This is a genomic window from Rhodothermales bacterium, from assembly GCA_013002345.1.
GTDB lineage: Bacteria > Bacteroidota > Rhodothermia > Rhodothermales > JABDKH01 > JABDKH01.
This window is the reverse complement of sequence record JABDKH010000157.1, coordinates 1-26,626: the sequence shown is the minus strand read 5'-3', so window position 1 is coordinate 26,626 and position 26,626 is coordinate 1. Positions and strand designations below refer to the sequence as shown.

Here is a 26,626-nt window from a genome sequence, read left to right as displayed (position 1 = left end):
TTTCCGATCATTAAGCTCAGGAACGAACTCGGTAATCATCAACCGCTGCTGGAAGTGTCTGCTGCCAAACCGCCAGAACACCTCCTGCCCATTAGACCCCGAGAAGCATGATGGAATCGACAAGGACGGCGCACAATTTCCGGCGGCTGGCGCTCGCCAGTCTCGGCTTTGCTCTAACCGTAATCTGCCAGGCACAGCCTGTACCCACGAAAGCGAATCACGGCGACCTTGTTGCCTTCTTCGAGGAGTGGCGGGCCTTCGAACAACCACCCCTGCTCGAAGGAGCGCCCGACTACACCGCGGCAACATTTGCTTCCCGCTACGAGGCGTACAAAGATCTCAGGATGCGCCTCGACGCAATCGACACGACCGGTTGGTCGCTACCCGAGAAAGTCGATTGGCACCTGGTGCGCGCTGAAATGGACGGCTTCGACTTCAACCACCGCGTGTTGAAGCCCTGGGCCCGCGATCCCGCCTTCTATAAGTCGATATGGATGGCGCGCAGCGACGTCCCGGGGCACGAAGGTCCGACAAACCACGGCGTAACCGAACTCTGGACATACGAATTTCCATTGACTGACGCGGAAGAGCAGCGCCTGATCGCTGACCTGCACGTGATCCCCCCGCTGATGCGCCAGGCGCAGAAGAATCTCGTTGGCAACGCGCGTGAGCTCTGGATCACCGGCATCCGGAACATCCGATCGCAGCGCGCTGACCTTGACGAGATAAGCCGACGCGTTGGCTCCACGGCCAGCGACGGACTCCTTGCGGTGTTGGCCGATTGCAGCTCGGCTACGGATGCCCTCGTCGTGTGGCTCGAATCTGAGGCACAGCATAAGGACGGTCCGTCCGGTATCGGGAAAGAAAACTACACCTGGTACCAGCGGAATGTCCACCTCCTGCCGATGACGTGGGAGGAGGAGGTTCAGCTGCTCAAACGCGAGCTCGACCGCGCGTGGTCGTCACTGAAACTGGAGGAGCATCGCAACCGCAATCTTCCGCCGCAGGTGGCAGCGTCGACGCCCGCCGAGTACGATGCGATGGCCGATGAGGCCGCCAATCGCTTTATGGCCTTCCTGCAGCAGCAGGAGATTCTCACCGTCACCGACTACCTGGAGCCGGCCCTCCGCGAGCACCTCGGAAGCTTCGTACCCGAAGAGCGGCGCAACTTCTTTCGGATCACGTCGCACCTCGATCCCCTGCCACTCTTTACACACTTCTACCACTGGTTCGAACTGGCCCGCATGGATCGCGAACCGCATCCGAGTCCGGTACGGCAGGGAGCACTGCTGTACAACATCTTCGACTCTCGAAGTGAAGGTACCGCTACCGGTGTCGAAGAGATGTTCATGCATGCAGGCCTCTACGATGACAGCCCGCGCTCCCGCGAGCTCGTCTGGATCCTTCTTGCTCAACGGGCCGCACGCGGACTGGGCTCGCTCTATGCTCACGCAAACGAAATGACTATGGAAGAGGCGGGCGGCGTACACATGGACTGGACACCGCGAGGCTGGATGAAGACTGAAAAGGAGTTACTCGTGTTCGAGCAACATCTGTATCTCCGGCAGCCCGGCTACGGCACCAGCTACGTCACCGGGAAATACCTGCTCGAACGGACGCTGGCGGACTACGCCCGACAGCTCGAAGAGCGTGGCGAGCCGTTCAGGCTGAAGGATTTCTTCGATACGCTCAACACGATCGACAGCATCCCGATTTCGCTGGCGCGCTGGGAGCTGACGGGACTCGACGATGAAATACGAGCACTAATGCTGTCCGACTAGGACCGGAGGCCGTCGTCCCGGAAAGTCAGGCAGGTTTTGCAGAGATCTCAGCGCCGCTCGATCGGTCATCGGACGACCATCATCTGTCTGGCATCGATCTGGGTGAGCCAAGACGGAGAGGGTGTCGTGAGAATCCGAACCTCAATCTCGGACACACTTTCGGACGGGCAGAATGATATCTTGCTGTCAGTCTCGAAAAACTCACCTGCTTTCACTGCAATAATGGCAATGTCCCGTACGGCGGCCACCACGGCCTCAGTATTTGTTGTCCTTTCAGCAGGCATGCTCTTGTGCGCGTGCGATACGACCCCCGAGGTCGACGTCGTCTTGCACGGTGCCACGATCGTTGATGCGGCGAATGAGCGAATTGTAGCGGATCAGACGATCGCTATCGACGACGGACGAATCATTGAGATAGGTACGTCTGAAGATGTCCGTGCACGCGGACTAATAGAGCTCGATGCAACGGGTAAGTATGTAATCCCGGGTTTAGTCGATGCACATGTCCACGTGGATCACCCGGACGAGCTGAATATCTATCCAGCCTTTGGTGTCACCTCGATATTCGTGCTTCGCGGGCTTCCTCAGCACCTTGCGTGGAGGGCAGAGATCGAGGACGGACTCCGGTTCGGCCCACATCTGTTCACGACCGGGGACTACATGGACGGCTACCCACCGTACATGCAGCCTCTCATGAGCTTCGATGACATCGAGGCTGCTCAGGCATCCGTCCGCGAACAGCATGAAGCAGGGTATGATTTCGTCAAGGTCTACACACGGCTGAGTACAGAGCAGCGTGCGGCCATCATCGAAGAGGCGCATCAGATTGGCCAATGCGTCGTCGGACACGCCGGTCCCGACACGGCTCTTGACGATCTAATTGAACTTGGCCAGGATAATGTCGCGCATGGCCAGGATCTAATCCGTTGGTACTTCGACTCGGCGGATGATCCGAAAGGTGTAGACCGGATCGTATCCGCGCTCGCGGGTTCGAATACGACGGTTACACCCAACCTCAGTTGGACGACCGGACTGATTGCCCAGGGATCGGATCTCGAGCGTCTCCTCGAGCGACCGGTCGCCCGAGCACTCCATCCGGCGATACTTCAGCCATTCCGGCCAGCGAACAACCGCTATCTGCGCAATGCGGATACCTGGGTGCCAGAGGTCCGCGCTCGTCTGGAAAAAGAGCATGAGATTGCTCGGCGTCTTCATAGCGAAGGAGTCACACTCCTTGCCGGCACAGATGCATCGACGTCCGGAGTGTTTCCGGGAGATGCCATGCACGAGGAATTAGAGCAACTGGTTGCGGCGGGGCTCTCGCCTGGCGAAGCCTTGGTCATCGCGACTGTCAACCCAGCCGATTTTCTTGTCCGTTGTGTAGACGCAGAGATCCGGACAGGCCGCGTCGCTGTCGACCATCGGGCGGATCTCGTACTGCTCGACCGGAACCCTCTCGAAGACATAAGGAATTCGCGAGAGATCAGCGGAGTCGTACTCGCCGGACGATGGCACTCGCGAGAGTCACTGGAGGCAAGGCTGGATAGTCTTGACCGAGCATATGTCGAACTGAGGGAGGAGGTAATCAATCTGGAGAAGGATCTCTTCAGTGGACGCACGGATGATGCTCGCGAAATCTTCGATCGCGCGAGGAAGCGTTGGTCGGGTGAGATTCTATTCAGCCAGTACACTCCGTTCTTCGTCGGCTATGGCTTCCTGTACGGGGATAACGGTTTCAACTCAGATCCGGACAAATTGAGGTCGGCTCTCGAACTCTACAGGATGTACACCGAGACCTATCCTCAATTTCACAGCGCTCATTACCAGCTTGGTCTGGCGCAGAAGGCCAACGGGTTGACCGATGAAGCCAGACGGTCATTCGAGAAGGCTCTCGAGATTCATGCCTACTACCCGGACGCCAAAAGGCAACTCGCCGAACTACTGGAGTCAAGCGGCGAATAGGCGCACCTCCCTAGCGGCGCCCGCGGTGGGCTTTTCTGGCCTGGGTAATAAGTGGAGGCGAGTCCCTCTCGCGTCTTTCCCGGTATCCCAAGCACACTCCTCCACGACGACCATTCCCGTCAAGGACTTTCCCACAAACCTGCGGGGCCGTTGAGATTCCCAGTGGCAGCGCGAAGGGCAGGATTTCGATGGCCTGGCTCTACACCTGAACCACCCGCATCAGCACGCAACCCGTGCAGACCAGTCCCCGGGCCTGCACGGGCGCGACGTGTGCCGACTTACCTGACGTGAAGCATGGTGCGCGAAGTCTGGACGTGGTCCCCCGTTAGGCGGTAAACGTACAATCCCCCTGCCATGCCTTTGGCCTCCAGAACGACCTCGTGGTTCCCGGGTGCCTTCTGACCATCGACCAGCGTCGTTATCCGGCGGCCAAGCAGGTCGAACACCTCGAGAGTGACGTGTTGTGCTGCCGGCAGTGCGAACCGAATCGTGGTCTCGCTTTTGAACGGGTTCGGATAGTTGGCCTGGAGTTTGAAGCGGACTTCGGGATTGTCGTCCTCCAGGGCAGTGCCCGTAAACTCCTGATACATTTGGAGCAGGCGGGAGTCATTGACCCACTGTGCGCCGTCCCAAACCTGGATTAGATTCTCCGTGAGAAGTCGGTCGCTGTTGTACACGAACGAACCACGACTTTCGTTCACCCAGTCACCCTGCCCGCCGGCAGCGGCCGGATCCCACGTCTGCTCTACGAACTCGACAAAATCTCCGTTTGAATCGAGTGTCACCAGTTGTTGATCCCGATTCACCCAGTCGCCCTGGCCGCCGTTCGCATCCGGATCCCAATCCTGTTCGGTCTCGACCCAGCCGGTTAAACTCGTGGCCGTGAGCAGGCCTCTCTCTCGGTTGATCCAGTCACCCTGACCCCCGTTGGCGGTCGCGTCCCAATCCTGGGCCGTCACAGTCATCTCGTCCGGATTCGTGGAGTACGTGCTGACCTCTCTGTAGTCGTTGACCCAGTCACCCTGACCCCCGTTGGCACTCTCGTCCCAGTTCAGTTCGAGGTCTTCGGTTTCCTGTCCTTGACCGTCATAAGTCCACACCCTGGCCGTTGAGTTCTTCCATTCACTGGTCGCGTCATCATACGTCTCCACAATCCGTCGTGTGGTTCGTCCGGCCCCATCGTATTCAAAGCTGTTGCGCAGGCTAAAACCGAGCATACCGGTGAAGAAGTCGATCGACTCGGACACCAACTGAACTCTCCGGCCGTTCTCGTAAGTGGATGTTGAGCGGAACCAGACAAACCATTCATTTGTGCTGTCATCCCAGAGCTCGGTCGTCCTGACGAGGCTGTTGCCGTCGCCGTCGTAGGTGCCGAGCACGCGCCGCGAGGGCTCCCAATCGCCCTGACCCCCGTTAGCATCCGGGTTCCATGCTTCATCGAGGGACTCTTCGCTACGATTCTGGTCATTCAGCAAATATGTCGTCCGAAGACCCGGTAGCCATGTTTCGCTGACCGCTTCCCACTCGTCGATCAGCCGCTCCGTGGGCACACCGGCGGAATTGCGCGTATACCCGACGCGGCTCTCATTCAACCAGTCACCCGAACCGCCGTTGGCTGCAGCATCCCAATCCTGGGAGATCTGCTCAGTAAGTAACCACACGTTAGCTTTCGCCAGTTGCGAGGAGGCGAAGGGCACAAAGGGACTTGATGGGAGGTGTCTGAAGACAAAGCCGTCGGCGGATTGGTTGAGTATTGACAGTTTGGCGGCGATTGGCGGCGGCAGGGCCGCTCTCAATCGCTCCATTTCCGGCGGAAGCCGATCAGTCTTCGAGTCGAGGTCTACCTGCGCGTCCTGCCCGTAGGCCGGAATCACAAGCAGCAGGCATACGGCTAAGGCAAACGAAATGCAGTGTCGAGTATTCATTGTGCTGCTGGCTCTGAGAAAAAGGGAACGGTTAACATAATTAGCGCAAACCACGGGTCGTTCCGGACACCGCCTTGGTCAGATTTCGAACGCTGGACCTGTTCGTGCCAGAGTCTGATGTGTGAACCACCGTCCTCCGAGAATCCGACGGGGCGGTCACGGCCACCTTTCTGCCACACCCAGCCGTGCGCCTGGCCACCCCTTCGAGGCTACTGCGAGCCGAGAACCTCGACGCCAGACAAGCGGGAAAGCCCTGCCATGTATGCAGTAGCAATCATTTTTTCGCTATAATCCGCTGCCGGATCGAGGAGTTTGGGACACTTAACAGACGTGTTGGAAATCCGAATGTCAGGAGAGCTTACGCGCATGCTCGCCCGCGCCCGAAACGGCGATGAAGACGCCTTCGACGCGATCGTTCCGTACGTTTACGACGAGCTAACGCTCATCGCACGCCGGCATCTGCGGCGGGAGCGTTCAGGCCACACTCTGAATACGACCGCGCTTGTGCACGAGGCCTATCTGAAGCTGGTCGATCGTGTGAACATAGACTGGCGGGACCGTGCCCAGTTTAGGGCCGTCGCAGCGCAGGCCATGCGTCGGATCCTCGTGGACTACGCACGTAGGCGAAACGCCAAGAAGCGCGGCGGCAAGAATAAGCCACTGACGCTCGACGAACAGACAATAGCCGTTGAGGCGCAAGCCGAGATGCTCGTCATGCTCGACCAGGCAATGACGCGTCTGGCTGCGGTCAGCCCCCGCCTGTGCCGTGTCGTCGAGTATCGATTCTTCGGGGGCTTGGCCGACGACGAGATCTCTGCACTTCTCGAGGTATCAGAGCGGACGGTTCGGCGCGACTGGGTGAAGGCCCGCGCCTGGCTCTTCAAGGAACTCTATCCAGAGCACGGTTGACCGTGAATAGTCCCTCCGAACACCATCCCCATAGCTGCTGATCCAGATCAGGTCCGTACGCTACAGACTTATCTCAACAAATTGAATCCTCGGCCGTCCACAAATGGGCACTTTTTACGCATTGCATTGATAGAGCCACTCCGCCTACGTGATCTTGTAACGCAAGAGAGCAAGCATGGTCCTCCTCGCACGATTGTCAGAAGTTCTCCATTGCCTGTAGATGTCGCCTCCCGACTGGAACAAAATAGAATCACTATTTGAGGCCGCGCTGGACCGTCCGGAGGACGAGCGTCTGGATTGGCTGAGTAGCGCCTGTGACGATCCCGCGCTGCATCGTGAAGTCGCGACCCTGCTGCGTGCTGCCGAAAGGTCGGAAGACTTCCTTAAGAGTCCAGCTGAGGAAGTCGCATCGGCGCTCATCATGGACTCGCATCGGACCGGTTCACGGGAGAATCAAGTTCCCAGCGAGTCAGCAACCTCAGGCGACCGCATCGGCCGGTATTGCATCACTAAGCGCATCGGTTGGGGCGGAAACGGCGCCGTCTATCTCGGGGAGCGGGCTGACGGAGAATTCAGCCAGCGCGTAGCGCTGAAGCTGCTGCGGGAAGACCGAATGAGCCGGACCCAGCAGAACCGGTTCTTGGCCGAGCGACAGATACTAGCCTCACTGAGTCATCCAGGTATTGCAAGACTACTTGACGGCGGCGTTACAGATGATGGCATCCCCTTCATCGTCATGGAGTACATCGACGGAAGCCCGATCGACGAGTACTGCAATGCACAACGCCTCACCATTCGTGATCGGCTGGCCCTGTTTCAGCGAGTTTGCTCGGTAGTGCAGCACGCACATAGCCAACTTATTGTTCATCGGGACATCAAGCCGTCTAACGTGATGGTTACCACGGATGGACGCGTGAAACTGGTCGACTTCGGGGTCGCCAAGTTACTCGACGCAGAGGCCGACGGTCGCGACTTGCCTCGCCCGGCGCTCAATTTGACGCCCGAGTACGCCAGTCCGGAGCAGGTGTGCGGTCAGCCCGTCACAGCCGTCTCTGATGTGTATTCGCTGGGCGTTCTTCTTTACCAGCTGCTCGCCGGCCGCCGGCCGTACGATGTGTCCGGTGTCCGTGCCACACAGATCGTGAAGACGGTCTGCGAGGTCGAGCCACCACCACCAAGCGCACAGTTTGACGACGTCGGTGAGACGGAAGGTGAAGATGCGTTGTTCGCCGTCACGACGGTGGCGGGGCAACGATCGTCGCACGTCGATGCAGTCAAGAGACAGCTGAGGGGCGATGTCGACTCCATCGTGATGAAGGCGCTTCGTAAACATCCAGCGAGGCGTTATCAATCGGTCGAGTCATTCGCCGATGACATTGGCTGTTATCTGGATTCGCGGCCAGTGGGTGCACGCAACGGCACCTATGCGTACCGCATTTCAAAGTATGTCCGCCGCAACCGAATTACGGTGGCCTTCATTTCAGTCCTGGCTCTCACGTTGTTGGGAGGTCTCGCTGCATCCATGTGGCAAGCTTCCAAACGCGCGGAGCAGGCTACACGTGCGGAGCAGACGACGCGGTTCATGACGGACATGCTAGCAGGCTTTGACCCGAACTCGCGGCCGGGCAAGCTTGAGCAAGTCGAGGAGATACTCGACGCGGGCACACAGCGTCTGCATAAGGATCTAGTCAATCAGCCAGACCTCTCGTCGGAGATCGCCGCTGTGCTTGGCGATCTCTACGAGGATTACGGGCGATATAACAAAGCAAGGGAACTCTACGAGCTTTCGCTAGCAAAGAGGCGGCGGTCGGGCAGTCGCGACGATGCTCAGACGGCCGACGTTATGGCAAAGCTGGCCTCTGTCGTGAACAAGATGGGCGACCACGAAGAGGCCAGGGACCTAATGATGGCCGCACTCGAAACAGGTCGTGCCACATACGGTATCCGCAGCGAACGTGCCGCCGACATGCTCGACGGTCTGGCCGTGGTTCATCTAAACCTGGGAGGGTTCGATGAGGCACGTCGCCTCCTGCTCGAGGCACTCGACATCTTCCGAGCCAAACACGGAGACGATCATGTGCGCGTTGCCGGAATACGGAGACATCTCGCGTACGTGAACCAACAGCAGCACAGGCTTGTCGAAGCGGACTCGCTGTACCGGCTGGCCCATGAGAGCATGGCCCGGGTGCTCGGACCTGACCATACGGAGGTCGCCCAAACCGTGCACGACCACGGCTCTCTTCTGGTACGCATGGGAAGACTGAACGAGGCCGAGACCAAGCTGCGCCTGGCGCTCCAGATCCGAAGAGACCGACTCGGTAATCTACACCCCCAGGTAGCGCAGAGCCTGAGTCATCTTGGGCTACTGATGTCGAGACGTGATCGGTTCGACGAGGCAGAGGAGTTGCTACTGGAAGCTCGTGAACTTCGCCGCGAGCTGTTTGGAGAGAAACATCTGACTTACGCTCATTCGATCAACCAGCTGGGCCAGTTACAGCACGCACGAGGCAATCAGGATGCGGCCGATGAACTGCTGCGGGAGGCGATCCGTCTGTATCGCGACCTACTTGGGACACGCCACATTCAGACGGCCGCCGCGCTGCAAATCTGGGGAAGACGCCTTAAGGACAGGGGCAGCTACCCGGAGGCGGAGATCGTGTTTCGAGAAGTTCTCGACATACGCACCGAGCTACTAGGCGACCATACGCTACAGACTACCGAGTCCATGTTGCGACTGGCGAGCACGCTACTTCAACTCGACAAAGCTCACGAGGCAGTAGAGCTTTTATCGAAGGCATCTCGGACTCGCCAGGAACTGTACGGTCCCGATCACGAACGAACGTTAGAGGTACGCCTCTGGCATGGAATAGCTCTAACAGAGGTGGCTCAATTTGAGGAGGCCGAGAGCATTCTCACCGATGTCCTCAACGTAGCGACAGACGACGACGCACTACTGATCGATGCCGATCTTCGTAGCCGGACGCGCCAGGCGATGGCCGATCTCTACCTATCCTGGCACAGTCGGTAGACTACTACCGGCGTTGGCACTGTGGAACCGCGCTTCATGGTTCCAGAGCTATGGTGCGGCACGAAATCCCGACGAACGACCATACGCAGCTCGTGGCTTATGACGTGCTCGGTCGAGAAGTCTCGAGGCTCACTGATCGACGCATGCCATCCGGCACATACAGAGTATCCTGGGATGGGTCACGACTCGCCAATAAAATCTACTTCCTTCGTCTCAAGCACGGGCAAAACGCGGCGACGCGCGCAGCTACCGTGGTCAGGTAGACCGGCGCGTGATTGGTCTCCCCGACACCTACATACAACTTTGTACCTTCTCTGTACCCGATCAATAGGGATCTTCTGACTCGGATGGAACAAAGCTCACTCGCAAGTTCAAGCCTCGCGTCACAAAAGACCCGTTCGGGCGACCCGTGACACCCTCGCTATCCGCTTCGTCTTGAGGCAGGCTGGTACAGAATCCAGTCAGACCGGAAGTCCGTCGACGAAGCGACTGAACGCCGCGCCATCACGCAATGGAGCGCCGTGGCCAAAGCAGACTATTTCCGGGCGCAGCCCGGCTAGCTTCCTGGCAGAGTTACGATTGACTTCCGGGTCATGTGTGACGACGTCGAAAGGTTCAGCCAGACCCCTTCGCAACGTCAAGGGATTCCGATGAAACAGAACATCCCCGAGAATGAGGACTCCATCATACTCTCTCCAGAACGCGAGATGACCCGGAGTATGCCCCGGCGTTTCGACGCATACAAATCCTCCCACGGTGTCACCTTCAACCAGTGTTCGAGTCACTGGATGAGGCGCGACACGGAATCTCGATGAGACTTTCGCCAGAAGTCCATCCGGACGAGGCAGCAGCGTACTGCCATCACCCGACTCAACCGCCTCCCGATCTCCCGCACCGCAATACAACGGGATGCCAGACCGTTCACAAACCGCATGGCTGCAGCCCTGATGGTCTGAATGGCCATGAGTAAGTGCGTGACCCGATAGTTGAAGTCGCTCGAGGACCTTCAACAGCTTGCTGCGTGAAAACGAGGCGCCGGAGTCGATCAGCACGTCACCCGCGATGTACGCGTTAACGATATCCGATCCCACAAGACAGATGCGGAGCAAATCGGGGGCGACCTGTTCTACGTGCATCGACATCCCTCGGCAGTGGGCTGCTGACCGGCTGTCCGTGCGATCAGCTAGAGACTACTCATCGTCGATCGTCACAGCCGTGCCGTACGCCAGCATCTCCGCAGCGCCCGCCATCACAACCGATGTCGCCACGCGCACGGAAACCACGGCATTCGCACCGAGGCCGACGGCGTCCTCCATCATCCGCTCCAGAGCCTCCTCACGGCTCTCCTCCAGCAGGGCCGCGTACGCACGAATCTCACCACCGACAAGATTCTTTAGCATGGCCCCGATATCGTTCCCGAGATGCCGCGCCCGGATGGTGTTGCCCCGCACCAGGCCGTGGGTGACAACGATCCGTTTCCCTTTGATCGTGGGCGTCGTTACAATCATCATAGCTCTACCTCCTTAACCGGCAGTCTCTCAAAGAGCCGCCAACTGGTTTCGCATTAGCATGAGGAAGATGGCCCGGCCACAAGATACAGGCGGGACGGCGTCCTAACAGGTCGAATGACCCGTCGTTGGCAATCGGCTCGTACGTACCGGAAGCGGAAATCCTTACGTGACTCCCTGCAACGTTGTGAATCTAACGTGTGCCCTCTGTGGCGATGCGACACCCGTGCGCCGCCACCAACGACTAGCCTTCCATCGGGAGGTACTTGATGACATTCAGTATTCCCCCGGTGGGATCCTGTACCATTGAGAAGCGCCCCACCTTCGGAATGTCAGTCGGCGGTACGATGATCGTTCCTCCTGCGGCCGACGCGGCGGCGAACGCTGCATCGGCGTCATCGACCGTTACGTACGCGCCCCAGTGCGGCGGCGTGCCCGGTGCGAAGATCGCCATGATCCCGCCCACGCCCACTCCGGCCACCTTGATTTCATTGTATGGACCGGACGGCATCTGCTGCTCGACGATTTCCCAGCCAAGCAGCGCCCCATAGAACTCGGCTGCGGCAGCGGGATCCGTTGTCTGCAACTGAAACCAACTGAAGGCGCCATGCGTCACGAACGATTTTGCAAAGTCCATCTCCGGCATGTCATCACCCTGAGACATGGCCTCGTACTTGATGACATGAAAGAACGCACCCTGCGGATCAAGAAGGCCACAAAATCGACCGACGGTCGGGATATCCATGGCCGGTACCTGGATACTGCCGCCAAGCTCAACGGCTCTCTCCGCAACCGCGTCCACGTCATCCACGGTGATATAGTGGACCCAGGCCGTCGGAAGGTCTGGCTGTGGCAACGCCATGATTCCGGCAGCGGGAGTCTTCCCGATCTGCTGCAGGTGATAGTCACCCTGAGGCATGGGCATGACGTTGTCCGTCCAGCCAAGGACGGCGCTATAGAAATTCACTGCAGACCCGGGATCCGCGGTCATCAGTTCAGACCAACTGAACGCACCGTGAGTGATAGACTGATTCATAGAACTTCACCAAATAGATTAATACTGTGACCGTCCGTCCGCACAACCCTGACGCGAAGGTAGGAATCGAGGCATATATGTGCAAGATGTGTGATGCCCGGTTTTCTGCTGCACTCGGCGGCCTCCAGGCCAGACTGTGGATTCGTATCAAGCGCCGCAGAATCGGCTCTTCATTCACGCGAGCCAACCTGACGAGCCAGTCGTCAACCACTCTCAGCGTCGCTTCTCACGCGGCGCCGCGCTTCCTCCACAAGTACCTGCGTCCTCTTGCGATAGATCTTCCAGATTACCAACGCTACTTCGCTGGTATTATCGCCCGGAATAGCCTCGAGGAGCTCTAGGCCGTTCGGTCGCAAGATGATCCTGTCTTTGAAGAGCCCTTTCTCTAGACGCACTTCCGCCAACGCGCCTGGCTCGACCTCGATCGTTGAGCGATCCTTGTCGAACGCTCCCAGAAGAGCATTCTCGATGTCGATGACAATAAACCTGTCCGTCAGATAGATTGATCCTGCGATCTCTCGCAGCCCGATATCCGGAAGCATGAAGGGTATTGGGGTCATCGGCGCCAGCTAAGTTTGGACGGCATGATCCTGGGTAATATTACGCGTTCTCGATGCCCTGGGCCAATCGGATCACAGCCCGGGAGATGACTGACCACACCATCACTACCTGATTCTCCTCGAACAGGTAAGCGGACTCGGGCCGACCAGGTCCTATCCCGTCAGTTCAACGTTCACGACCGTGTCCACATCGCTACGTGCGCTCACAGGCAGTCTCAACACGAGGTTGCCGCTTGCATGACGCCTGACCGCGACCTTTGCATCGCCATCCAGAAGGTGCGCGCCGTCGACCACCAGATTTCGCGTGCCCGGGAGCTCCAGCATTTCGGGCGCCTCTGAATCAAGAACGTGAACGTAGACCGTCCAGCCCTTCTGCGTCGAAACTCCCCACGGCTGCTCGGGCATCGGGCCGACTCGCGTTCCGTAGATCGACGCTCCATAGCGATCCAGCCATCGACCCATTGCACGAAGGCGTTCCTGAAACTCCGGCTGGATGGTACCGCGCGGAGTCGGACCCACATTGAGCAAGAGATTGGCGTTTCGACCGGCCGACCGCACGAGATAGCCTATCAGTTCCCGCTGACTCTTGAAGCCCATGTCCGCATCATGGTAGCCCCAGGATCCGTTGATCGTGTCACACGATTCCAGTGGAAGCGGACTCACAACAGTGGTGTTGAAACCGGCCGTATTCGTCCCGGGCAGATCGCGCTCAAAGATCTGAACGTCTTCGCCCGGGAATGGCGACACATGATGATTGTTGCTGATGATTGCCTGCGGCTGCAAACGATTGATTAACTCGTACGTCTCGCGAAGCTTCCAGTAGACCTGCGTCGCCTTCGCTGGAGCGTCGGGTTGGCCCATCCCATTGAGCTGCTGGTCCCACCAGCCGTCGAACCAGAAGCCACCGAGCTTGCCGTACCCGGTTGCCAGCTCCTGAATCTGCGCGTTCATGAACTCGAGGTAGGCATCGAAATCCCCCGAGTCGAGCCGCCCCGAATGCAGCCCGGTCCGGCCGCGCGGAAAATAGTCAGGGTGGCGCCAGTCGAGATGCGAGTGGTAAAAGAAGAGCTTGAGTCCCTCCTGCGCGCACGCGTCGGCAAGCATCTTCAGGACGTCCCCTGCGTACGGCGTCGCGTTGACGATATTGAAATCACCAGCGGCCGAATCCCACATCGCGAAGCCATCGTGATGTTTCGACGTGATGGTGATGTACCGCATACCCGCCTCTCGGGCCAGACGCGCCCACGCGACCGCATCAAATTCGGACGGGTTGAACCGGGCCGGTAACCGCGAATACTCTTCCGCCGTAATGCGGTCGTTGTTCATGACCCACTCGCCTTTTCCGAGGACGCTGTAGACGCCCCAGTGGATGAACATCCCGAACCGAGCATCCTGAAACCACTGACGCGATTGCGCACGTTGCATCGCAGGATCGACACGCGGATCACGATTTATTGTAGTTCTTGAATGCGCGCCGACTGCGGAGTCCGAGGTCATTCCGGCGCCCACGAGTGGCAGCGCGGCGGCACCCTTCGCGATGCCTGATACAAAGGATCGTCGCTTCATGACAACGGTGCAGATTGCTGAGGGTGATCAAGAACGTGGCAGAACAACAGAGTTATTGTCGCCGGGCATCGAACATCTCTCGCGGCACATGCCCGTCACGGATTCCTCCTCGTCAGGAAGTACCAGAACCTGAAATACGACGGGAGCAGCTCCTGCAGATTTAGAATGCCAAAGGTTGCCCGCCGCGAGAAAGCAATGTTGGTATTCCAACACGGTATCTCAAGCTAGACAACATGCGTCGCTCATCGCTGCGCTCTGGGTGCCTTCGCCGCCGTTCGAAACAGATCGGCAGACTTCACAAAATCCTCCGCCAGACCGAACAGCACTAGACGGTCTCCCGGCTCCACTCGGAAACCTCCCGCGGGACCGGCCTGCGTCTTTCCGTCGCGTCGGATCGCTATCACGGTGATTCCGTACGCCTGGCGTAGCTCCAGTTCCGCGAGCGTCTTGCCTGCCGCGGGAGCGCCTTCGCGAACTGCTACAGCTCGCGTATGTAGCCCTTCCTCGTCGAGGCCCTGGAGCACCATAAGGTGAGCCTCCTGGATGCTACCGCGCACAATCGAATAGTCGCTCGCACGTAGCGTTCGAATGTGCTCGTCGATCTCTGCCGGTGAAATCATGTACGCCCCGAGGACATGTGTAAACACACGAACCGTCGTCTCCATCTCCTCTGGAACCACGACGTCGGCGCCAAGCTCGTGCAGATCGTCAATGTCGCGAAGGAATCTCGTGCGGACGATGATCTGCAGGGTCGGATTCAGGTGGCGCGCAATCTGCGTGACGCGTGGCGCCGAACGTGTGTCGTGTGTGATTACCACACAGAGCTTGGCATAATGCACACCCGCCTTCTCCAGAATATGAGGCCGGGCCGCGTCTCCGTAGATCGCTGGTATGCCCTGCTCATCCAGAATCGCAATGGCCCTGGGATTCATCTCCACCACCACGAACGGGATGCCGGAATCGCGCAGGACCTGCACGAGCCGCTGCCCACCGGGGCCGTAACCGACGACGATCACGTGGTCCTCAAGCGCCGGCACAGCCCCATCGGACTGATCGGCACGGTCCGCGCCCATCCGGCCCAGCCGTGTGCGCCCCAGCCAGTCCGCAATTGGAGGAGCAACCTGCATAAAGAACGGCGTGAGGAGCATCAGTAATACCGTCACCGCGATAAAGGTCTGCTCGCCTGTTTCACCAAGGCCCACCGGCGACAACCCGTTCGCCCGACCGGCACGCTCCAGTACAAAAGAGAACTCACCGATCTGTGCAAGCGCGAGAGCCGAGATCGCCGCTGTCCCAACGGGCAGACCAAGTGCCAACACACCGCCCGTCGTGGTCGCGATCTTGAGCACCATGATCACACCCGTCACGCCCAGAACAAGAAGCGGATTCTGGATGACAAAATTGATGTCGAGCAGCATCCCCACCGAGACAAAGAAGACCGCGTTGAACACCGTTCGGAGGGGCAGCACCTCACTGAGAGCCTGTTCCGCGTAGCGACTTTCACTGACGACCAGTCCGGCCAGAAACGCCCCCAGCGCAAGACTCAGTCCAACCAGGCTCGATGCGGCCGCCGTCCCGAAGCAGATCGCCACGACGGCCAGCAAGAACAATTCGCTCCTGCGCGTCTTGACGATCTTCTCTAGAATCCACGGCACTACGCGCCGCGCGAGAACAACTACGACAGCGATCACCAACAGCGCCCGACCCAGCGCCACCAGAAGATCGATCGCAGTACCGCCGGTACCCGCAAGAATCGGGACCAGGAGGACCATCACGACGATGGCGAGGTCCTGGAAGATGAGTATCGCGAGCGACATCCTGCCCGACGATGTCTCGATCTCATTCCGCTCTCCCAGAAGTCCGAGTACGATGGCCGTTGAGCTTAGCGCTACAAGACATCCGGTGTAAACACCCGCCTGCCACGACACGCCGAACATCGCGAGAAAGATCGTCACGAGCCCGATCGTAAGCCCGACCTGTATCCCTCCGCCCACAAATATCGCGCGGCTGATCCTGGCCAGATGGTCAAGGCTGAACTCGACGCCAATCGTAAAGAGGAGCAGGATCACTCCCACTTCAGCGAGGATGTCGACCAACTCCTGATCGTAAACGAGCCCCAGCGCATTCGGTCCGATGATCACACCCGCAATCAGGAACCCCGCGATCGGTACAAGTCGGAGACGGTAGCAGATGTACGCGATGGCGACCGACGCGACGAACAGCGCCACCATCTCGTTCAAAAAGGGAAGTGCTACCGCAAGTACCGGCATGGCCGTCGCGCTCATCCTGGGCGAGTAAACCTGAAGTCCCGCCGACTACGCCGTACTATGAGACACCGCGGTCGACAGCTCTGGGAAGTCACAGTATACGCAGCCCGCCACACGCACAGCGCGGGCGGGCTGTAAACTTTGAGTGCATCCGTATGCGGCGACTCAGAACTTCGGAAAAACCACAACCTCGCCCGTACCGGGAGCACCGACGCCGTTGATTGTGACGAACGCTTCTCCGTTGTCGTTGAAATCGATCGAAGTCGGGAAGGAAAGTCCCGTCAAGACCTCTTCAGATTGATCACCCTCCGCTATGCGGACGATTGCGCCCGAGTTGGGCTGCGGACCCTCCTCGGTGAAACGTCCGAGCGATACGGCATAGAGCTCGCCATCAGGTCCCAGCCTCAGGTCCACCAGCATCGTGAGCCCCGTGGCGTAGTCGCTCACTTCTCCGTCGGGATTCACGCGAACAACCCGGGCTGATCCAGGAATGAAGGGGAAGCCCGGAAGCAAGGCCACAAACAGGTTGCCGCCCGCATCGAAGGCGAGTCCCGTCGGCACCGGGTCGGCCTCCATTCTTCCGCCCCGGTTGGGGTTGGGCAGCGGGCTCGGGACCGCTCCAAACGAAGCGACCAACTCTGTAGCTCCGGTCCCGGGATCAACCTTGAGCAGACTGTTGCCGCCTGCATCCGCGACCCAGAGATAGCCGTCCGGCCCCGCAACGATCCCGTACGGATTGGACTCCACAATCAGGCTGTCCGGATTCAACTTCCTCTCGATCGTATACGTACTGGCTATCTCGACTGCCTCTCCATCCTCGATCCGAACGATCGACGCCATATTGGTTCTGGGCTCGTCTCCGCCTCCGGCCATCCACATACCGCTGGTCGCATACAGCACTCCGTCGATCATCGTAAGACGAGCACCTCCCGCCGACTCCCCCGGACCCAGAATCATCGACGGAAGAGCCGCGAGGACAGTCTGAGAGCCGTCCTTTGCGACCCGGATCACACGTGCCGTTTCCCCGAAACTGACCGTCGTCAATACGCCGGTTTCAAAATGGGGAAACTCGAACTCGGTGTCTCCTCCAACACCCGTGTCGATCACCAGAATACTGCCATCGGCTGCAGCGAGAATACCCATCGGACCATTAAACCCGCTCGTCAGGACCGTACCCGCTTCCTGGGCCACACCTTCAAACGGAACGACAGCAGTCGCCCCAAGGATCACGACACATAACAAGACTTGCAACGAAAGCGAACTGTTTTTCATCTCAGTGAACCAGACTAACAGTGGATATTGCTACAGTGGTCGCCACGTGCTAGCAGCACTTATTCATCCGCGATTAAGAACTGCACGATGGCGTAAACGTCCTCGTCCGAAAGGTGAGTATACGCCGGCATCCGATGTACAGTGGTCTCGAATCCAGGCGCGATATACAGGGCCGGTTGAACAATGCTTTCACGAACATACTCTTCAGCCGTCTTCGCCTCGCCTGCGTAGTTCGGATCCTTCACACGCTGCTCGGCAATCTCAGCCATGCCATCGTGCGAGGGCCCAAAAATTCCACGCGTCCCCGCCTTTTCAAGCGCATGGCACAGGCCACAGTACATCTGCCGATAGAGTTCCAGCCCGGACGTGACACTTACCGAATCCGTACGTGTCCCGACATCTTGCCCATGCGCGTCATACACGCCCAGAACGAGAACCAGCAAGACGGGCAGCGTCGTTTTCATGGACATTACGATTACCTGGCCGCCGCAGACCTGGGTCCGCAGCGCACTCGGATTTTGATTCTTGTCGGAGCTGGCGGAATCGGCGAGTCGAAGGATTCCGGGCGAGTCGTAATGCCGTATATAAGATTCCGACGACAAAGATCAAACGGAGGGCCGGCACATAAACCAGCCGGTGGCCCTGTCGATCCGGATGTCTGGCACCGAACGCCGACCGTTACATGGCCTCACCCCGGACGACGCGGCTTTTGCTATTTTCGAGCGCAAACATGTTTCTTGATAAATCGCCACGCCATGTCTACACCAATTGATTCGCGGATCGATATCGGTCACGTACATCTGAAGGTCGCCGACCTCGATCGGTCGCTTCGGTTCTATTGCGACGTGCTGGGTTTCGAGCTGATGCAGAAGATGGGAGAGTCTGCCGCCTTCGTCAGCGCCGGCGGCTACCATCACCACATCGGTCTCAACACGTGGGAGAGCGCAGGAGGAATCGCCCCACCACGTGGGACTACGGGTCTCTACCATGTGGCCATCCGATATCCGGATCGTCGTAGTCTCGCGGATGCGGTAGTGAGACTTCGAAAGGCGGGAATTGCGCTCGATGGTGCGGCGGATCATGGTGTAAGTGAAGCGATCTACCTGACGGATCCGGACGCCAACGGCCTCGAGCTTTATCGCGATCGCCCAACGGAAGAATGGCCGCGTAAGACGGACGGCGGACTGGAGATGTTTACCCGGCCACTTGACGTTGAGGCGCTGCTGGCGGAGCTGTAAGCTCGCTCATGCCGCGACACACCTATTGTCTGACCACTATCTGTTGTTCGACGATGTGTTCGTCGACGTATACGCGCACGAAGTACACACCCTTCGGAAGATCCGTCATCGATACGCTCGTGTTGCCGCTTTGAATTTCGATCAGCCTGACGCGTTGACCAAGGATGTTGAATAGTTCGGCCCTGACGAAGGCAGGGACAGGGTGGCTGTATGAGATCGTCAGCGCTTCACGCATCGGGTTCGGGTACATTTCAACCTCCGGCGTCACGGAGTTTTCCGACACAGATGTCGCGCTCGCCTTTTCGATCACATAGCGATCGATGTTGAACGGAAAGGCCGAGAAAACCGAAACGCGCATCGTCTGTTGGCCCTGGGGCAGTGAGATCGATCTACTGACCGGACTTAGCGTCTCCCAATCACCCGTGCTCGGGACGGATAACGTGCGGGTCTTCCGGCCATCGAACCCGAATCCAAACTGGCCGCCGCCATCCAACGATGCGACATAAGCGGTCACCAAATAGTCGCCTGCTTCCTGCACATCAACCGAATACTCCAGCCACTCTCCCGACTCTATGTATGCTACCTGAAAGCCGCCATCAGAGCGGGCTTCGATGTCGACGGCTTCAGTCAGACGATATGCGCCCGCGACATTCGATTCGTCCGTGTCGTGGTACGTCAATCCCTCTCCGCCGATGTCAAAGTCCTCAGCCTCGATTACGCCCGGGATGATCGCGGGAGACCCGTGAAAACTCGACCGCATCCACGGGGCGACGCGGACGCGGATCGGATACGAGTAGCGGGGCGATACGAGGCCCGACTCGGCAATGACACGGTAGTAGTAGGTCACGCCTCCGGATGTCGTGGAATCGGCGTACTGCGTCGTAGAAGGAGGCACCTCGGCAATCGGCACAAACGTCCCGCTACCGGCTCGCCGCTCGACCCGTATCCGAAAGAAACTGGATGAGCGATTCGTCCACTGCAGGGTGACAATTGAGTCGCTGACGATGGCGGCACTGATGTCAGTGGGCCCATCGGGATACGTATGCAAGAGAATATCCTTCGCCTCATTCCAGGCCCGCTCGTCCCGCCGGTATATCTCGAAGTCGCCGCCGTCATCCCACGCCTGACAGGCAATGTTGTGGGTGACACATCCTTCCACGTATGCGGCATAGTGGGCCATGCGCGAGTTGAAGTCGGCCGATCGTACGGAACCGAACTCACTGTTCATCACGGGAATTCCATGGGTCGCTGACCAGTTCGCAACTGATTGAAACTGTGCGGCAACGGCCGCCCGTTCCGCCACCGATCCCCATGTCCCTTGAGCCAGTCCCGCAAACTCCCATGGATCGTACGAATGATAGTACCCCATGAGGTAATCGTCAGTCGGGATCCTCGCAGCAAACAGTTGCGACGCGCCAGACCATTCATTCCCCGAGAAGATGACGATTCTTGTCGGGTTCGTCCTTCTGACGATTTCGAGAATACGAGTGTTGAGATCGTCGACTTGCGGGACTGTCATGCCATACGGCTCGTTGATGATCTCAAAGAACAGCTTTTCAGACTTGTCCTTGAAACGAACGGCGATCTGACTCCATATGCTGTCGTATCGCGCCCTGAGCGTATTGTTGGCGTACCCCGCCTTCAGCCAATCCTCATGGTGGCCGTTGATGATGATGAAGAAGTCGCGGGACAATCCCCAGTCCACGACCTCCTCTACCCGATCCATCCAGGCCTCCTCAACGGCAAACGGCGGTGCATCCTGGGTATGCTCATCCCAGCGGACCGGTATTCGCACGGTCGCGAAACCCGCCGTCTTGAAGTCGTCAAAGTAGTATTCGCGGGCCGGACCATTATTCCAGTCACCCTCCCGTGGCGGCTCGAGGGTGTTACCAAGATTGATGCCTCGGCCCATCTGAATGATGGCCTGGTCAGGCGTCAACTGTGCACTTGCCGGAAGGGATGCAAACAGTACCAGGACAGCGGCGAGAAACGACGTTTGAACTCGATTCATGCGTGTACCGGCTGTGAGTCAAGGACACGCCGAAAAGTATCCTGAAAACCTTTTCAGAACAACTGAAGGAGTGATTCTTGGCAGAGAACGCAAACCGGGATCTGCCACAGCCCAGTCGGACCGGTGCTCGACTATTCAGCTTGTCGGCAGCCGTCCCACGCGCTCGTCGAACTCGAAGACAAGCTTCCACCGCGACTCTTCTCGAACCCGCACCATTTCCGGCTCACCGAACGCATCTGACCAGACATCCCACGGTTCACCCCTGCTCAACTCCGAATCGCCATTGAGATCTAGGAAGGCACGTGCGTAGTAGTCACCCTCGGACACCGCGTCGAAGAAGATGCGGGACGTCTCGCTCAGTCCGACTCGGTTGCCCTGGTCGTCGGTACGATACCATTTCAAGTTGAGCCTGGCCGATGGCACATCGTTGAAGTGCGACGATCGATGAAGATGTACAAACATTCGCACACGCGTTCGATCAAACGACACTCCATCCGTCGTTCGACCAACAATAACCAGCTCGTTGATGTTGTTAAACAGAGCGACATCTTCCCCCTCGATATCGCAACCAACCAGCGAGGCAGTGATTACTGACAACACAACTACGGCCCGGGAATACCTCATGGCGACCTCCAGGAAATGACATGGAACCGTCCAGTGTCCACAACTGCATAGCCGCATTTCAGATCGCAGAAGTAACGGCGTCCCGGCAGTCTTCACGATCACGCTCCTTCATCGAAACAGCCTTCCCCACCACAGCGGCGCCCGGCCTCATCGGGGGTTTTCGGCGCAATGAATCGGTTGCCTGCTGTCCACTCTGTCGTCCCGGCGGATTTGGCGTAATGTGGCAAGGGCGGATGGCAGCGACCTCCAGAACGGTCACGGCTTAGCGAGCTACGACTCCCGCTTCGCCGGCGGACCCTCCTCCGGCCCTGTGCCCAGCGCCTCGATATCCTTCGGACCAAGTGACCGAGCCCTCGCAAAACCTCCTACATATCTCCCGCCATCAAATCGGAGACGGTAAAGGCTGAAATCGCCGAGCTCAAACGTGCGTGCGCTGGTTGGAAATCGTTCGACGTACATCCCTCTAACCACTACGTAGTCCCTGGAATCGCGCGCGATTTGCCCAATGCTTCCGTCAAGGGTCACGCGCTGAATCTGAAGTGGATCCGAATCCGACGAGACCGGGCCGTGGATCATCACCGAGAAGCGCGCCCCCTCCACGAGTCCCGCCGAATGCAGCGCCAGGCGCGAAGCATGAATGAACACGCAGGAGAAGTCCCGCGCAACGACGTACGGCAGCAGACCGACGTAAGGATTTCCGTCTCGAAGCACACCCAGAGACAACACCCTCTCGGCGGCCAAAAGCTGCCGCAGCTCCTGTAAAAGTTCTTTTTTCATGCCAATCGAGTACCCCGATCGATTATCCTTCGAACGACGATTTAGGTTTATCACCTACACATTGGCAGCCCAACGGTTCGTTTCTTAGCAGCAGAACGTCTAGTAATAGAGCAACGGGGTCTATCATGGCAACGGACTATTCGAAGGATTTGTTTGACCCGGAGGGCGACTCCGCTCGCATTACACTGGGCTTTGCCGAGGACGTCCATCTGTACACGCCATCGGTGGATGAAGCCTTGGTCATCAGCCTTGCGGAAGAATTCGGAGTGCCGCCAGAGCGGATAATTGCAGCGTTGAAGAAATGGTGGTTCGAAATCGTCCAGGATCAGTTGAATGCTCTCGGCCAGAGGATCAGCGGGCTACGGTACGATACAGCGGCAGCGACACATTTCGCCCAGCGGTTCCTTTGACCTCGTGTGGATCGCTCTAGTATGCTTCATTGAGATCGAGATAGTCTCCGGAACTTGATTGACCGAATCCGAAGTCGAACCGCACTGTGATCATCTCGCCCTCGAAAGCAACCCCGCGAATGCCGAAACCAAATGCGTACTTCGGTTGTCTCCGGCCCAGGTCCTGAATTCGCGACGCCGTGTCGCCCACTCCGCCAAACACCACGAACCCCAGCCGCCACCAGACCGGCACAAAGCGATACTCGACCTGAATGGACGCACGATTCCGATCGATATGCCGGGTCGTGTTATAGCCACGGAGCGATTCGCCAAGACCCGGAAGCATTCGAAACGGTGGTGCGCCCGAACGAAAGCTTCCCTCCAGTTTCAGAGCGACGACGTGCCTCGAGGCCAGAGGCACGTACCGCCGAAGATCAATCTCGAAACCACCAAAACCGTAGTCACTGCCGAGAACTGCATCAAACACGGCGGCAGATGTTCGATGCAGGCTCCCCGACCTCGGAAAGTAGATGTGGTCGCGGGTGTCCCATGTCAGGATCAGCCCGATGCCGGAGGCCGTACCGGTCCCACTTCCAGTCACGCGACCGGATGCCAGTTCCCCGCCGGGACTCAGGTCCTTGATGCGCCCATGTCTGACCGCATATGAGACACCGACGAACAGCCCGGGGAGCAGCTGCCGCTGGACCTCCGCTGACACACCGAAAAGCCGCTCCGTAAACGCTTCATGGTCGAGACTATCAGACGCCATTTCAAGCGATCCACCGATTCCGTAGTACGATGTCGGCCATTCCTTGAACTCCAACTTGCCACTCATCTTGTACCGATTTCTCGCCAGCCACACGTCGGGTGAAAGCTGCACCGAGTACTGCTTGTTCAGTGTGTAGTAGGCATCCGCTCGCAAACTCGATGGCCGACTGTCAGGCGCAAGGCGGAAGATGTACTGCGGCAGCACACCGAACGCGAACCGCGTATCTGGAGATGAGAAGACGATGGGCAGTAGAGCCAGCCGACTTCGAGCCCGGTCGGAAGAGTCGGGGAAAACACCCGGATCCTCCCGTAGCTCAACTGCGATGACATTCGCCCTGTCATCGTTCGCATAAACATCGCCCGGCTGCGCCACCGAGCACGGCGGAAACACCGACACCACCAGAATTGTCGCGGCCAGCAAGCCAACGGGTGTCCTGAACGTAGTGAAACCTCTTCGTGTATCGACCGGGTCATGATCCATGCTGCCACCGGATCTCGTGCCTTCAGATTCTCCGTCTGTGGTCTGATTGTAGTCACGCAGTCCAGTGACAAACCGGACAACCTCCTGAGAGAATTGCCTCTATGCCCGCGGCAAAACACTGCGACCGCTGATGCAATACAGTGTCTGAATGAGACGAGCGAATCCGGGTCCGCCCGAAGGCAGTGCCGCCTTCCGCAGCTGTCCCTGAGGGCAAGAAATTCCCAGGGAAGGTACAACATTGCCGCACATATGGATACGTCGAGTGACCCACATCTTCCGAAATGGTCCTGCGACGGCCTTGGCACACACCTTGCAGCGATAATGAACAGGCAGCGAAGTGCCGCAAACGGGAGCCCAACGATCTCCTGCCCAGGCAGATCAACCGTAATGAAGCAGATTACCCACTACAAGACTTTCGACCGCGACCGCTGGCGTCCGGTCCGCGTACCACACCCGCTTGACCTCAGTCGTGCGCCGGTCAGTATCATCACGGGCAAGAAGTATATCTTCGTGGCCGGTGTCAGCGCGCGCGGACTCAGGTTCTCGGACGGAACGGAGTACCACGTGGATGAGGGCTGGCAGTAGCCGGGAATTGCGTCTCTACAGCCGATACCGTTAAATCCGGGCGCTAGTGTGCGCAGAGAGGAACTCGAGGATTCAGATTCACGACGATATCTCCCTCGCGCGCCTTTTCAAGCGGGCAGTCTGTGAAGAGATTGGTTTGAATCATTCGGAGTTCACCGGCCTCCACAAGGGCAAGCACTTCCTCCTCACTCGTGATCGGGTTGACGAACAGATCTCGACGCCGCGGATTGTTCGGATCAGATCCCGCACCCCACAACGTCACCCCCGCCTCAGGCGTCGCCATCAGCGACATTCTGGCGCCCTCGAGCAAGAACATCTCCCACACGCGGGCATCGACTCCAAATACATTATTCTGCAGACGATAGGCGTTGTATAAACCCTGCGGATCCCATGGATTCGGTTTCCCCCCGCTGTTCGCAGGAACTGCAGGAAATATGTAAGCGGGCGCCATCTCCAGTTTTCCCGCCGGGGTAAGATCTTCGTATGGGCCCAGATCGACGTAGGTCGACAGACAGTCTGAACCATCCATGAAGCAGACACCCAGCACTTTGGCATTGATGACTGTGCCGTCTCCGGTCAGGTCAGGTACTTGAACGGGCGAGTCATTGCTGCACGACCCGATAAGAATGGCGAGCGCCAGCGCACCCGTTGTTCCAATGATTCTTCTCATTCACCGAGCGAGAAACATCTCGCGGAAGATTTGTATCACATATAGCTAAGGATCGCACCCGAAATATACTGCAGGGGATTCCTGTACGACGCGTGTGGGGGCGACCATCTACAGCTACCGCCAACGGCTTCGAAACCCCCAGAATCAAGGTAATTGATCCATGACCACGTATCTCCCAACCGCATTTCGCAAAGCGAGGGTTCTCCTTTTTGCCCTGGCACTCTTCATGATGGGAGGATGTGATTCAGATGGACACAGTGAGGATGATGAGATCATGGTCAGCCGATTCGGCGAGAGCGAGAGTCACAACGCCGGCAGGAATTGTATGAACTGTCATCAGTCCGGAGGAGGGGGCGAAGGAGTATTCGTTGTCGCCGGCACCGTCTACAAGGATGACGGCGTGACCATCAATCCGGGTACCGTCGTCCGAATCTATACCGAGCCGAACGAGCAGGGTGTGGTCCTCGTGAGTCTGGAGGTAGACGACAGGGGGAATTTCTACACGACGGAGCAACTGAACCTCCAGGACGGCAGGTATGTCACCGTGTCCGCTGGTGTCACAACACGGATGATGATATCCGAAGTAACAGGCGGAGCGTGCAACTCGTGCCACGGCAACAACGTCGAGGTCATCAAAGCACCGTAGACATCCTTCATCCGGGGTTTAACGACGAACCATCCGCACTTATGCCTGAAAGGTGAATCCGTCATGATTCAATCTTTGAATCCCGCGACCGGTCAGATCATGCGATCGTATGCCGCTTACTCAGTGGCTGACGTCGATGATATACTGGGTTATGTGCATGCGACGTTTCTCACATGGAGGTCAGTGCCATTTGCCGTGCGTTCGGATCTCATGCGGAAGGCGGCGGCGGTTCTGCGCACTCGCCGTAGCGAACTGGCCCGACTGATGGTGATGGAGATGGGAAAGCCGATTGACCAGGCACAGGCGGAGGTGGAGAAATGCGCATGGGTGTGTGACTTCTATGCCGATCGGGCAGACGATTTTTTGGCCCCGGAGCCCGTCGAGACGGATGCATCGGAAAGCTTCGTCTGCTATCAGCCGCTGGGTGTCATCCTGGCCGTAATGCCGTGGAATTTCCCTTTGTGGCAGGTCTTCCGCTTTGCAGCCCCAACGCTCATGGCGGGTAACGGCGCGGTTCTGAAACATGCGTCCAACGTACCGGGCTGTGCACTCGCCATCGAGAGTGTGTTCGTGGCGGCTGGCTTCCCGAATGACATCTTCCGAACATTGCTTATTGGCGGCGA

At 58.3% G+C, this 26,626-nt stretch carries 23 protein-coding genes; 9 read left to right on the top strand and 14 right to left on the bottom strand.

All coding sequences use genetic code 11. The annotated features are described in order from the left end of the window. The first annotated feature begins 182 nt into the window (after positions 1–182). Positions 183–1,781, top strand: a complete 1,599-nt coding sequence (locus HKN37_07970; GenBank protein ID NNE46582.1) for a hypothetical protein — start codon at positions 183–185, stop codon at positions 1,779–1,781. A gap of 222 nt (positions 1,782–2,003) precedes the next feature. Beyond that, positions 2,004–3,743 carry an amidohydrolase family protein gene (locus tag HKN37_07965; protein ID NNE46581.1) on the top strand — a complete coding sequence of 580 codons (1,740 nt, stop codon included), beginning with the start codon at positions 2,004–2,006 and terminating at the stop codon, positions 3,741–3,743. 278 nt (positions 3,744–4,021) lie between these two features. On the opposite strand, the gene HKN37_07960 is transcribed toward HKN37_07965, so the two are convergent. After that, positions 4,022–5,668, bottom strand: coding sequence for a T9SS type A sorting domain-containing protein (locus tag HKN37_07960; protein ID NNE46580.1), 1,647 nt, complete (start codon positions 5,666–5,668; stop codon positions 4,022–4,024). A gap of 345 nt (positions 5,669–6,013) precedes the next feature. On the opposite strand from HKN37_07960, the gene HKN37_07955 reads away from it, so the two are divergent. Continuing rightward, a complete protein-coding gene (locus HKN37_07955; protein NNE46579.1) occupies positions 6,014–6,577 on the top strand; it encodes a sigma-70 family RNA polymerase sigma factor in 564 nt (187 codons plus the stop codon). Between the two features lie 220 nt (positions 6,578–6,797). After that, positions 6,798–9,605, top strand: a complete 2,808-nt coding sequence (locus HKN37_07950) for a serine/threonine protein kinase (GenBank protein NNE46578.1) — start codon at positions 6,798–6,800, stop codon at positions 9,603–9,605. Positions 9,606–10,066: 461 nt separating this feature from the next. Here HKN37_07950 and HKN37_07945 read toward each other — a convergent pair whose 3' ends face one another. The 8 genes from HKN37_07945 to HKN37_07910 form a co-directional block, all read right to left on the bottom strand. Beyond that, positions 10,067–10,741: an MBL fold metallo-hydrolase gene (locus HKN37_07945; protein NNE46577.1), complete on the bottom strand. Its 675-nt coding sequence runs from the start codon at positions 10,739–10,741 to the stop codon at positions 10,067–10,069. Between the two features lie 54 nt (positions 10,742–10,795). Beyond that, a complete protein-coding gene (locus tag HKN37_07940) occupies positions 10,796–11,116 on the bottom strand; it encodes a YbjQ family protein (GenBank protein ID NNE46576.1) in 321 nt (106 codons plus the stop codon). A gap of 241 nt (positions 11,117–11,357) precedes the next feature. Further along, on the bottom strand, positions 11,358–12,149 hold the full coding sequence (locus HKN37_07935; GenBank protein NNE46575.1) for a VOC family protein: 792 nt from the start codon (positions 12,147–12,149) through the stop codon (positions 11,358–11,360). A gap of 203 nt (positions 12,150–12,352) precedes the next feature. Further along, positions 12,353–12,709: a hypothetical protein gene (locus HKN37_07930; GenBank protein NNE46574.1), complete on the bottom strand. Its 357-nt coding sequence runs from the start codon at positions 12,707–12,709 to the stop codon at positions 12,353–12,355. Positions 12,710–12,862: 153 nt separating this feature from the next. Continuing rightward, positions 12,863–14,134: an alpha-L-fucosidase gene (locus HKN37_07925; protein ID NNE46573.1), complete on the bottom strand. Its 1,272-nt coding sequence runs from the start codon at positions 14,132–14,134 to the stop codon at positions 12,863–12,865. A 383-nt stretch (positions 14,135–14,517) separates the two neighbouring features. Next, positions 14,518–16,545, bottom strand: a complete 2,028-nt coding sequence (locus tag HKN37_07920; protein ID NNE46572.1) for a sodium:proton exchanger — start codon at positions 16,543–16,545, stop codon at positions 14,518–14,520. A gap of 162 nt (positions 16,546–16,707) precedes the next feature. After that, positions 16,708–17,814, bottom strand: coding sequence for a ScyD/ScyE family protein (locus tag HKN37_07915; GenBank protein NNE46571.1), 1,107 nt, complete (start codon positions 17,812–17,814; stop codon positions 16,708–16,710). Between the two features lie 59 nt (positions 17,815–17,873). After that, positions 17,874–18,278, bottom strand: a complete 405-nt coding sequence (locus tag HKN37_07910) for a c-type cytochrome (protein NNE46570.1) — start codon at positions 18,276–18,278, stop codon at positions 17,874–17,876. Positions 18,279–18,569: 291 nt separating this feature from the next. Between HKN37_07910 and HKN37_07905 the strand changes: the two genes are divergently transcribed. Next, a complete protein-coding gene (locus HKN37_07905; protein NNE46569.1) occupies positions 18,570–19,052 on the top strand; it encodes a glyoxalase in 483 nt (160 codons plus the stop codon). A 22-nt stretch (positions 19,053–19,074) separates the two neighbouring features. Here the strand turns inward: HKN37_07905 and HKN37_07900 are convergent, their stop codons facing one another. From HKN37_07900 to HKN37_07890, 3 genes are all read right to left on the bottom strand, one after another. Further along, a complete protein-coding gene (locus tag HKN37_07900) occupies positions 19,075–21,063 on the bottom strand; it encodes a cellulase family glycosylhydrolase (protein NNE46568.1) in 1,989 nt (662 codons plus the stop codon). Positions 21,064–21,198: 135 nt separating this feature from the next. After that, positions 21,199–21,687: a hypothetical protein gene (locus tag HKN37_07895; GenBank protein ID NNE46567.1), complete on the bottom strand. Its 489-nt coding sequence runs from the start codon at positions 21,685–21,687 to the stop codon at positions 21,199–21,201. Between the two features lie 270 nt (positions 21,688–21,957). Then, entirely contained in the window at positions 21,958–22,464 is a 507-nt protein-coding gene (locus HKN37_07890) for a hypothetical protein (protein ID NNE46566.1), read from the bottom strand. 125 nt (positions 22,465–22,589) lie between these two features. On the opposite strand from HKN37_07890, the gene HKN37_07885 reads away from it, so the two are divergent. Further along, complete coding sequence (locus HKN37_07885; GenBank protein NNE46565.1) at positions 22,590–22,874, top strand: hypothetical protein; 285 nt, start codon at positions 22,590–22,592, stop codon at positions 22,872–22,874. Positions 22,875–22,890: 16 nt separating this feature from the next. Here the strand turns inward: HKN37_07885 and HKN37_07880 are convergent, their stop codons facing one another. Then, complete coding sequence (locus tag HKN37_07880; protein ID NNE46564.1) at positions 22,891–24,102, bottom strand: BamA/TamA family outer membrane protein; 1,212 nt, start codon at positions 24,100–24,102, stop codon at positions 22,891–22,893. Between the two features lie 387 nt (positions 24,103–24,489). Between HKN37_07880 and HKN37_07875 the strand changes: the two genes are divergently transcribed. Beyond that, positions 24,490–24,687 carry a hypothetical protein gene (locus HKN37_07875; protein ID NNE46563.1) on the top strand — a complete coding sequence of 66 codons (198 nt, stop codon included), beginning with the start codon at positions 24,490–24,492 and terminating at the stop codon, positions 24,685–24,687. A gap of 43 nt (positions 24,688–24,730) precedes the next feature. On the opposite strand, the gene HKN37_07870 is transcribed toward HKN37_07875, so the two are convergent. Beyond that, positions 24,731–25,357 carry a hypothetical protein gene (locus HKN37_07870; protein ID NNE46562.1) on the bottom strand — a complete coding sequence of 209 codons (627 nt, stop codon included), beginning with the start codon at positions 25,355–25,357 and terminating at the stop codon, positions 24,731–24,733. A 160-nt stretch (positions 25,358–25,517) separates the two neighbouring features. On the opposite strand from HKN37_07870, the gene HKN37_07865 reads away from it, so the two are divergent. Together HKN37_07865 and HKN37_07860 are read left to right on the top strand one after the other, a co-directional pair. Then, positions 25,518–26,003: a hypothetical protein gene (locus HKN37_07865; GenBank protein ID NNE46561.1), complete on the top strand. Its 486-nt coding sequence runs from the start codon at positions 25,518–25,520 to the stop codon at positions 26,001–26,003. 63 nt (positions 26,004–26,066) lie between these two features. Continuing rightward, positions 26,067–26,626: aldehyde dehydrogenase family protein (locus HKN37_07860; GenBank protein ID NNE46560.1), on the top strand; the 560-nt coding region annotated here is incomplete at its 3' end.

Bases quoted from the DNA above. Each gene is read 5' to 3' on its own strand.
- HKN37_07965 (NNE46581.1), top strand. From the start codon at position 2,004: ATGGCAATGTCCCGTACGGCGGCCACCACGGCCTCAGTATTTGTTGTC.
- HKN37_07960 (NNE46580.1), bottom strand. From the start codon at position 5,668: ATGAATACTCGACACTGCATTTCGTTTGCCTTAGCCGTATGCCTGCTG.
- HKN37_07955 (NNE46579.1), top strand. From the start codon at position 6,014: ATGTCAGGAGAGCTTACGCGCATGCTCGCCCGCGCCCGAAACGGCGAT.
- HKN37_07950 (NNE46578.1), top strand. From the start codon at position 6,798: ATGTCGCCTCCCGACTGGAACAAAATAGAATCACTATTTGAGGCCGCG.
- HKN37_07945 (NNE46577.1), bottom strand. From the start codon at position 10,741: ATGCACGTAGAACAGGTCGCCCCCGATTTGCTCCGCATCTGTCTTGTG.
- HKN37_07940 (NNE46576.1), bottom strand. From the start codon at position 11,116: ATGATGATTGTAACGACGCCCACGATCAAAGGGAAACGGATCGTTGTC.
- HKN37_07935 (NNE46575.1), bottom strand. From the start codon at position 12,149: ATGAATCAGTCTATCACTCACGGTGCGTTCAGTTGGTCTGAACTGATG.
- HKN37_07930 (NNE46574.1), bottom strand. From the start codon at position 12,709: ATGACCCCAATACCCTTCATGCTTCCGGATATCGGGCTGCGAGAGATC.
- HKN37_07925 (NNE46573.1), bottom strand. From the start codon at position 14,134: ATGCAACGTGCGCAATCGCGTCAGTGGTTTCAGGATGCTCGGTTCGGG.
- HKN37_07920 (NNE46572.1), bottom strand. From the start codon at position 16,545: ATGCCGGTACTTGCGGTAGCACTTCCCTTTTTGAACGAGATGGTGGCG.
- HKN37_07915 (NNE46571.1), bottom strand. From the start codon at position 17,814: ATGAAAAACAGTTCGCTTTCGTTGCAAGTCTTGTTATGTGTCGTGATC.
- HKN37_07910 (NNE46570.1), bottom strand. From the start codon at position 18,278: ATGAAAACGACGCTGCCCGTCTTGCTGGTTCTCGTTCTGGGCGTGTAT.
- HKN37_07905 (NNE46569.1), top strand. From the start codon at position 18,570: ATGTCTACACCAATTGATTCGCGGATCGATATCGGTCACGTACATCTG.
- HKN37_07900 (NNE46568.1), bottom strand. From the start codon at position 21,063: ATGAATCGAGTTCAAACGTCGTTTCTCGCCGCTGTCCTGGTACTGTTT.
- HKN37_07895 (NNE46567.1), bottom strand. From the start codon at position 21,687: ATGAGGTATTCCCGGGCCGTAGTTGTGTTGTCAGTAATCACTGCCTCG.
- HKN37_07890 (NNE46566.1), bottom strand. From the start codon at position 22,464: ATGAAAAAAGAACTTTTACAGGAGCTGCGGCAGCTTTTGGCCGCCGAG.
- HKN37_07885 (NNE46565.1), top strand. From the start codon at position 22,590: ATGGCAACGGACTATTCGAAGGATTTGTTTGACCCGGAGGGCGACTCC.
- HKN37_07880 (NNE46564.1), bottom strand. From the start codon at position 24,102: ATGGATCATGACCCGGTCGATACACGAAGAGGTTTCACTACGTTCAGG.
- HKN37_07875 (NNE46563.1), top strand. From the start codon at position 24,490: ATGAAGCAGATTACCCACTACAAGACTTTCGACCGCGACCGCTGGCGT.
- HKN37_07870 (NNE46562.1), bottom strand. From the start codon at position 25,357: ATGAGAAGAATCATTGGAACAACGGGTGCGCTGGCGCTCGCCATTCTT.
- HKN37_07865 (NNE46561.1), top strand. From the start codon at position 25,518: ATGACCACGTATCTCCCAACCGCATTTCGCAAAGCGAGGGTTCTCCTT.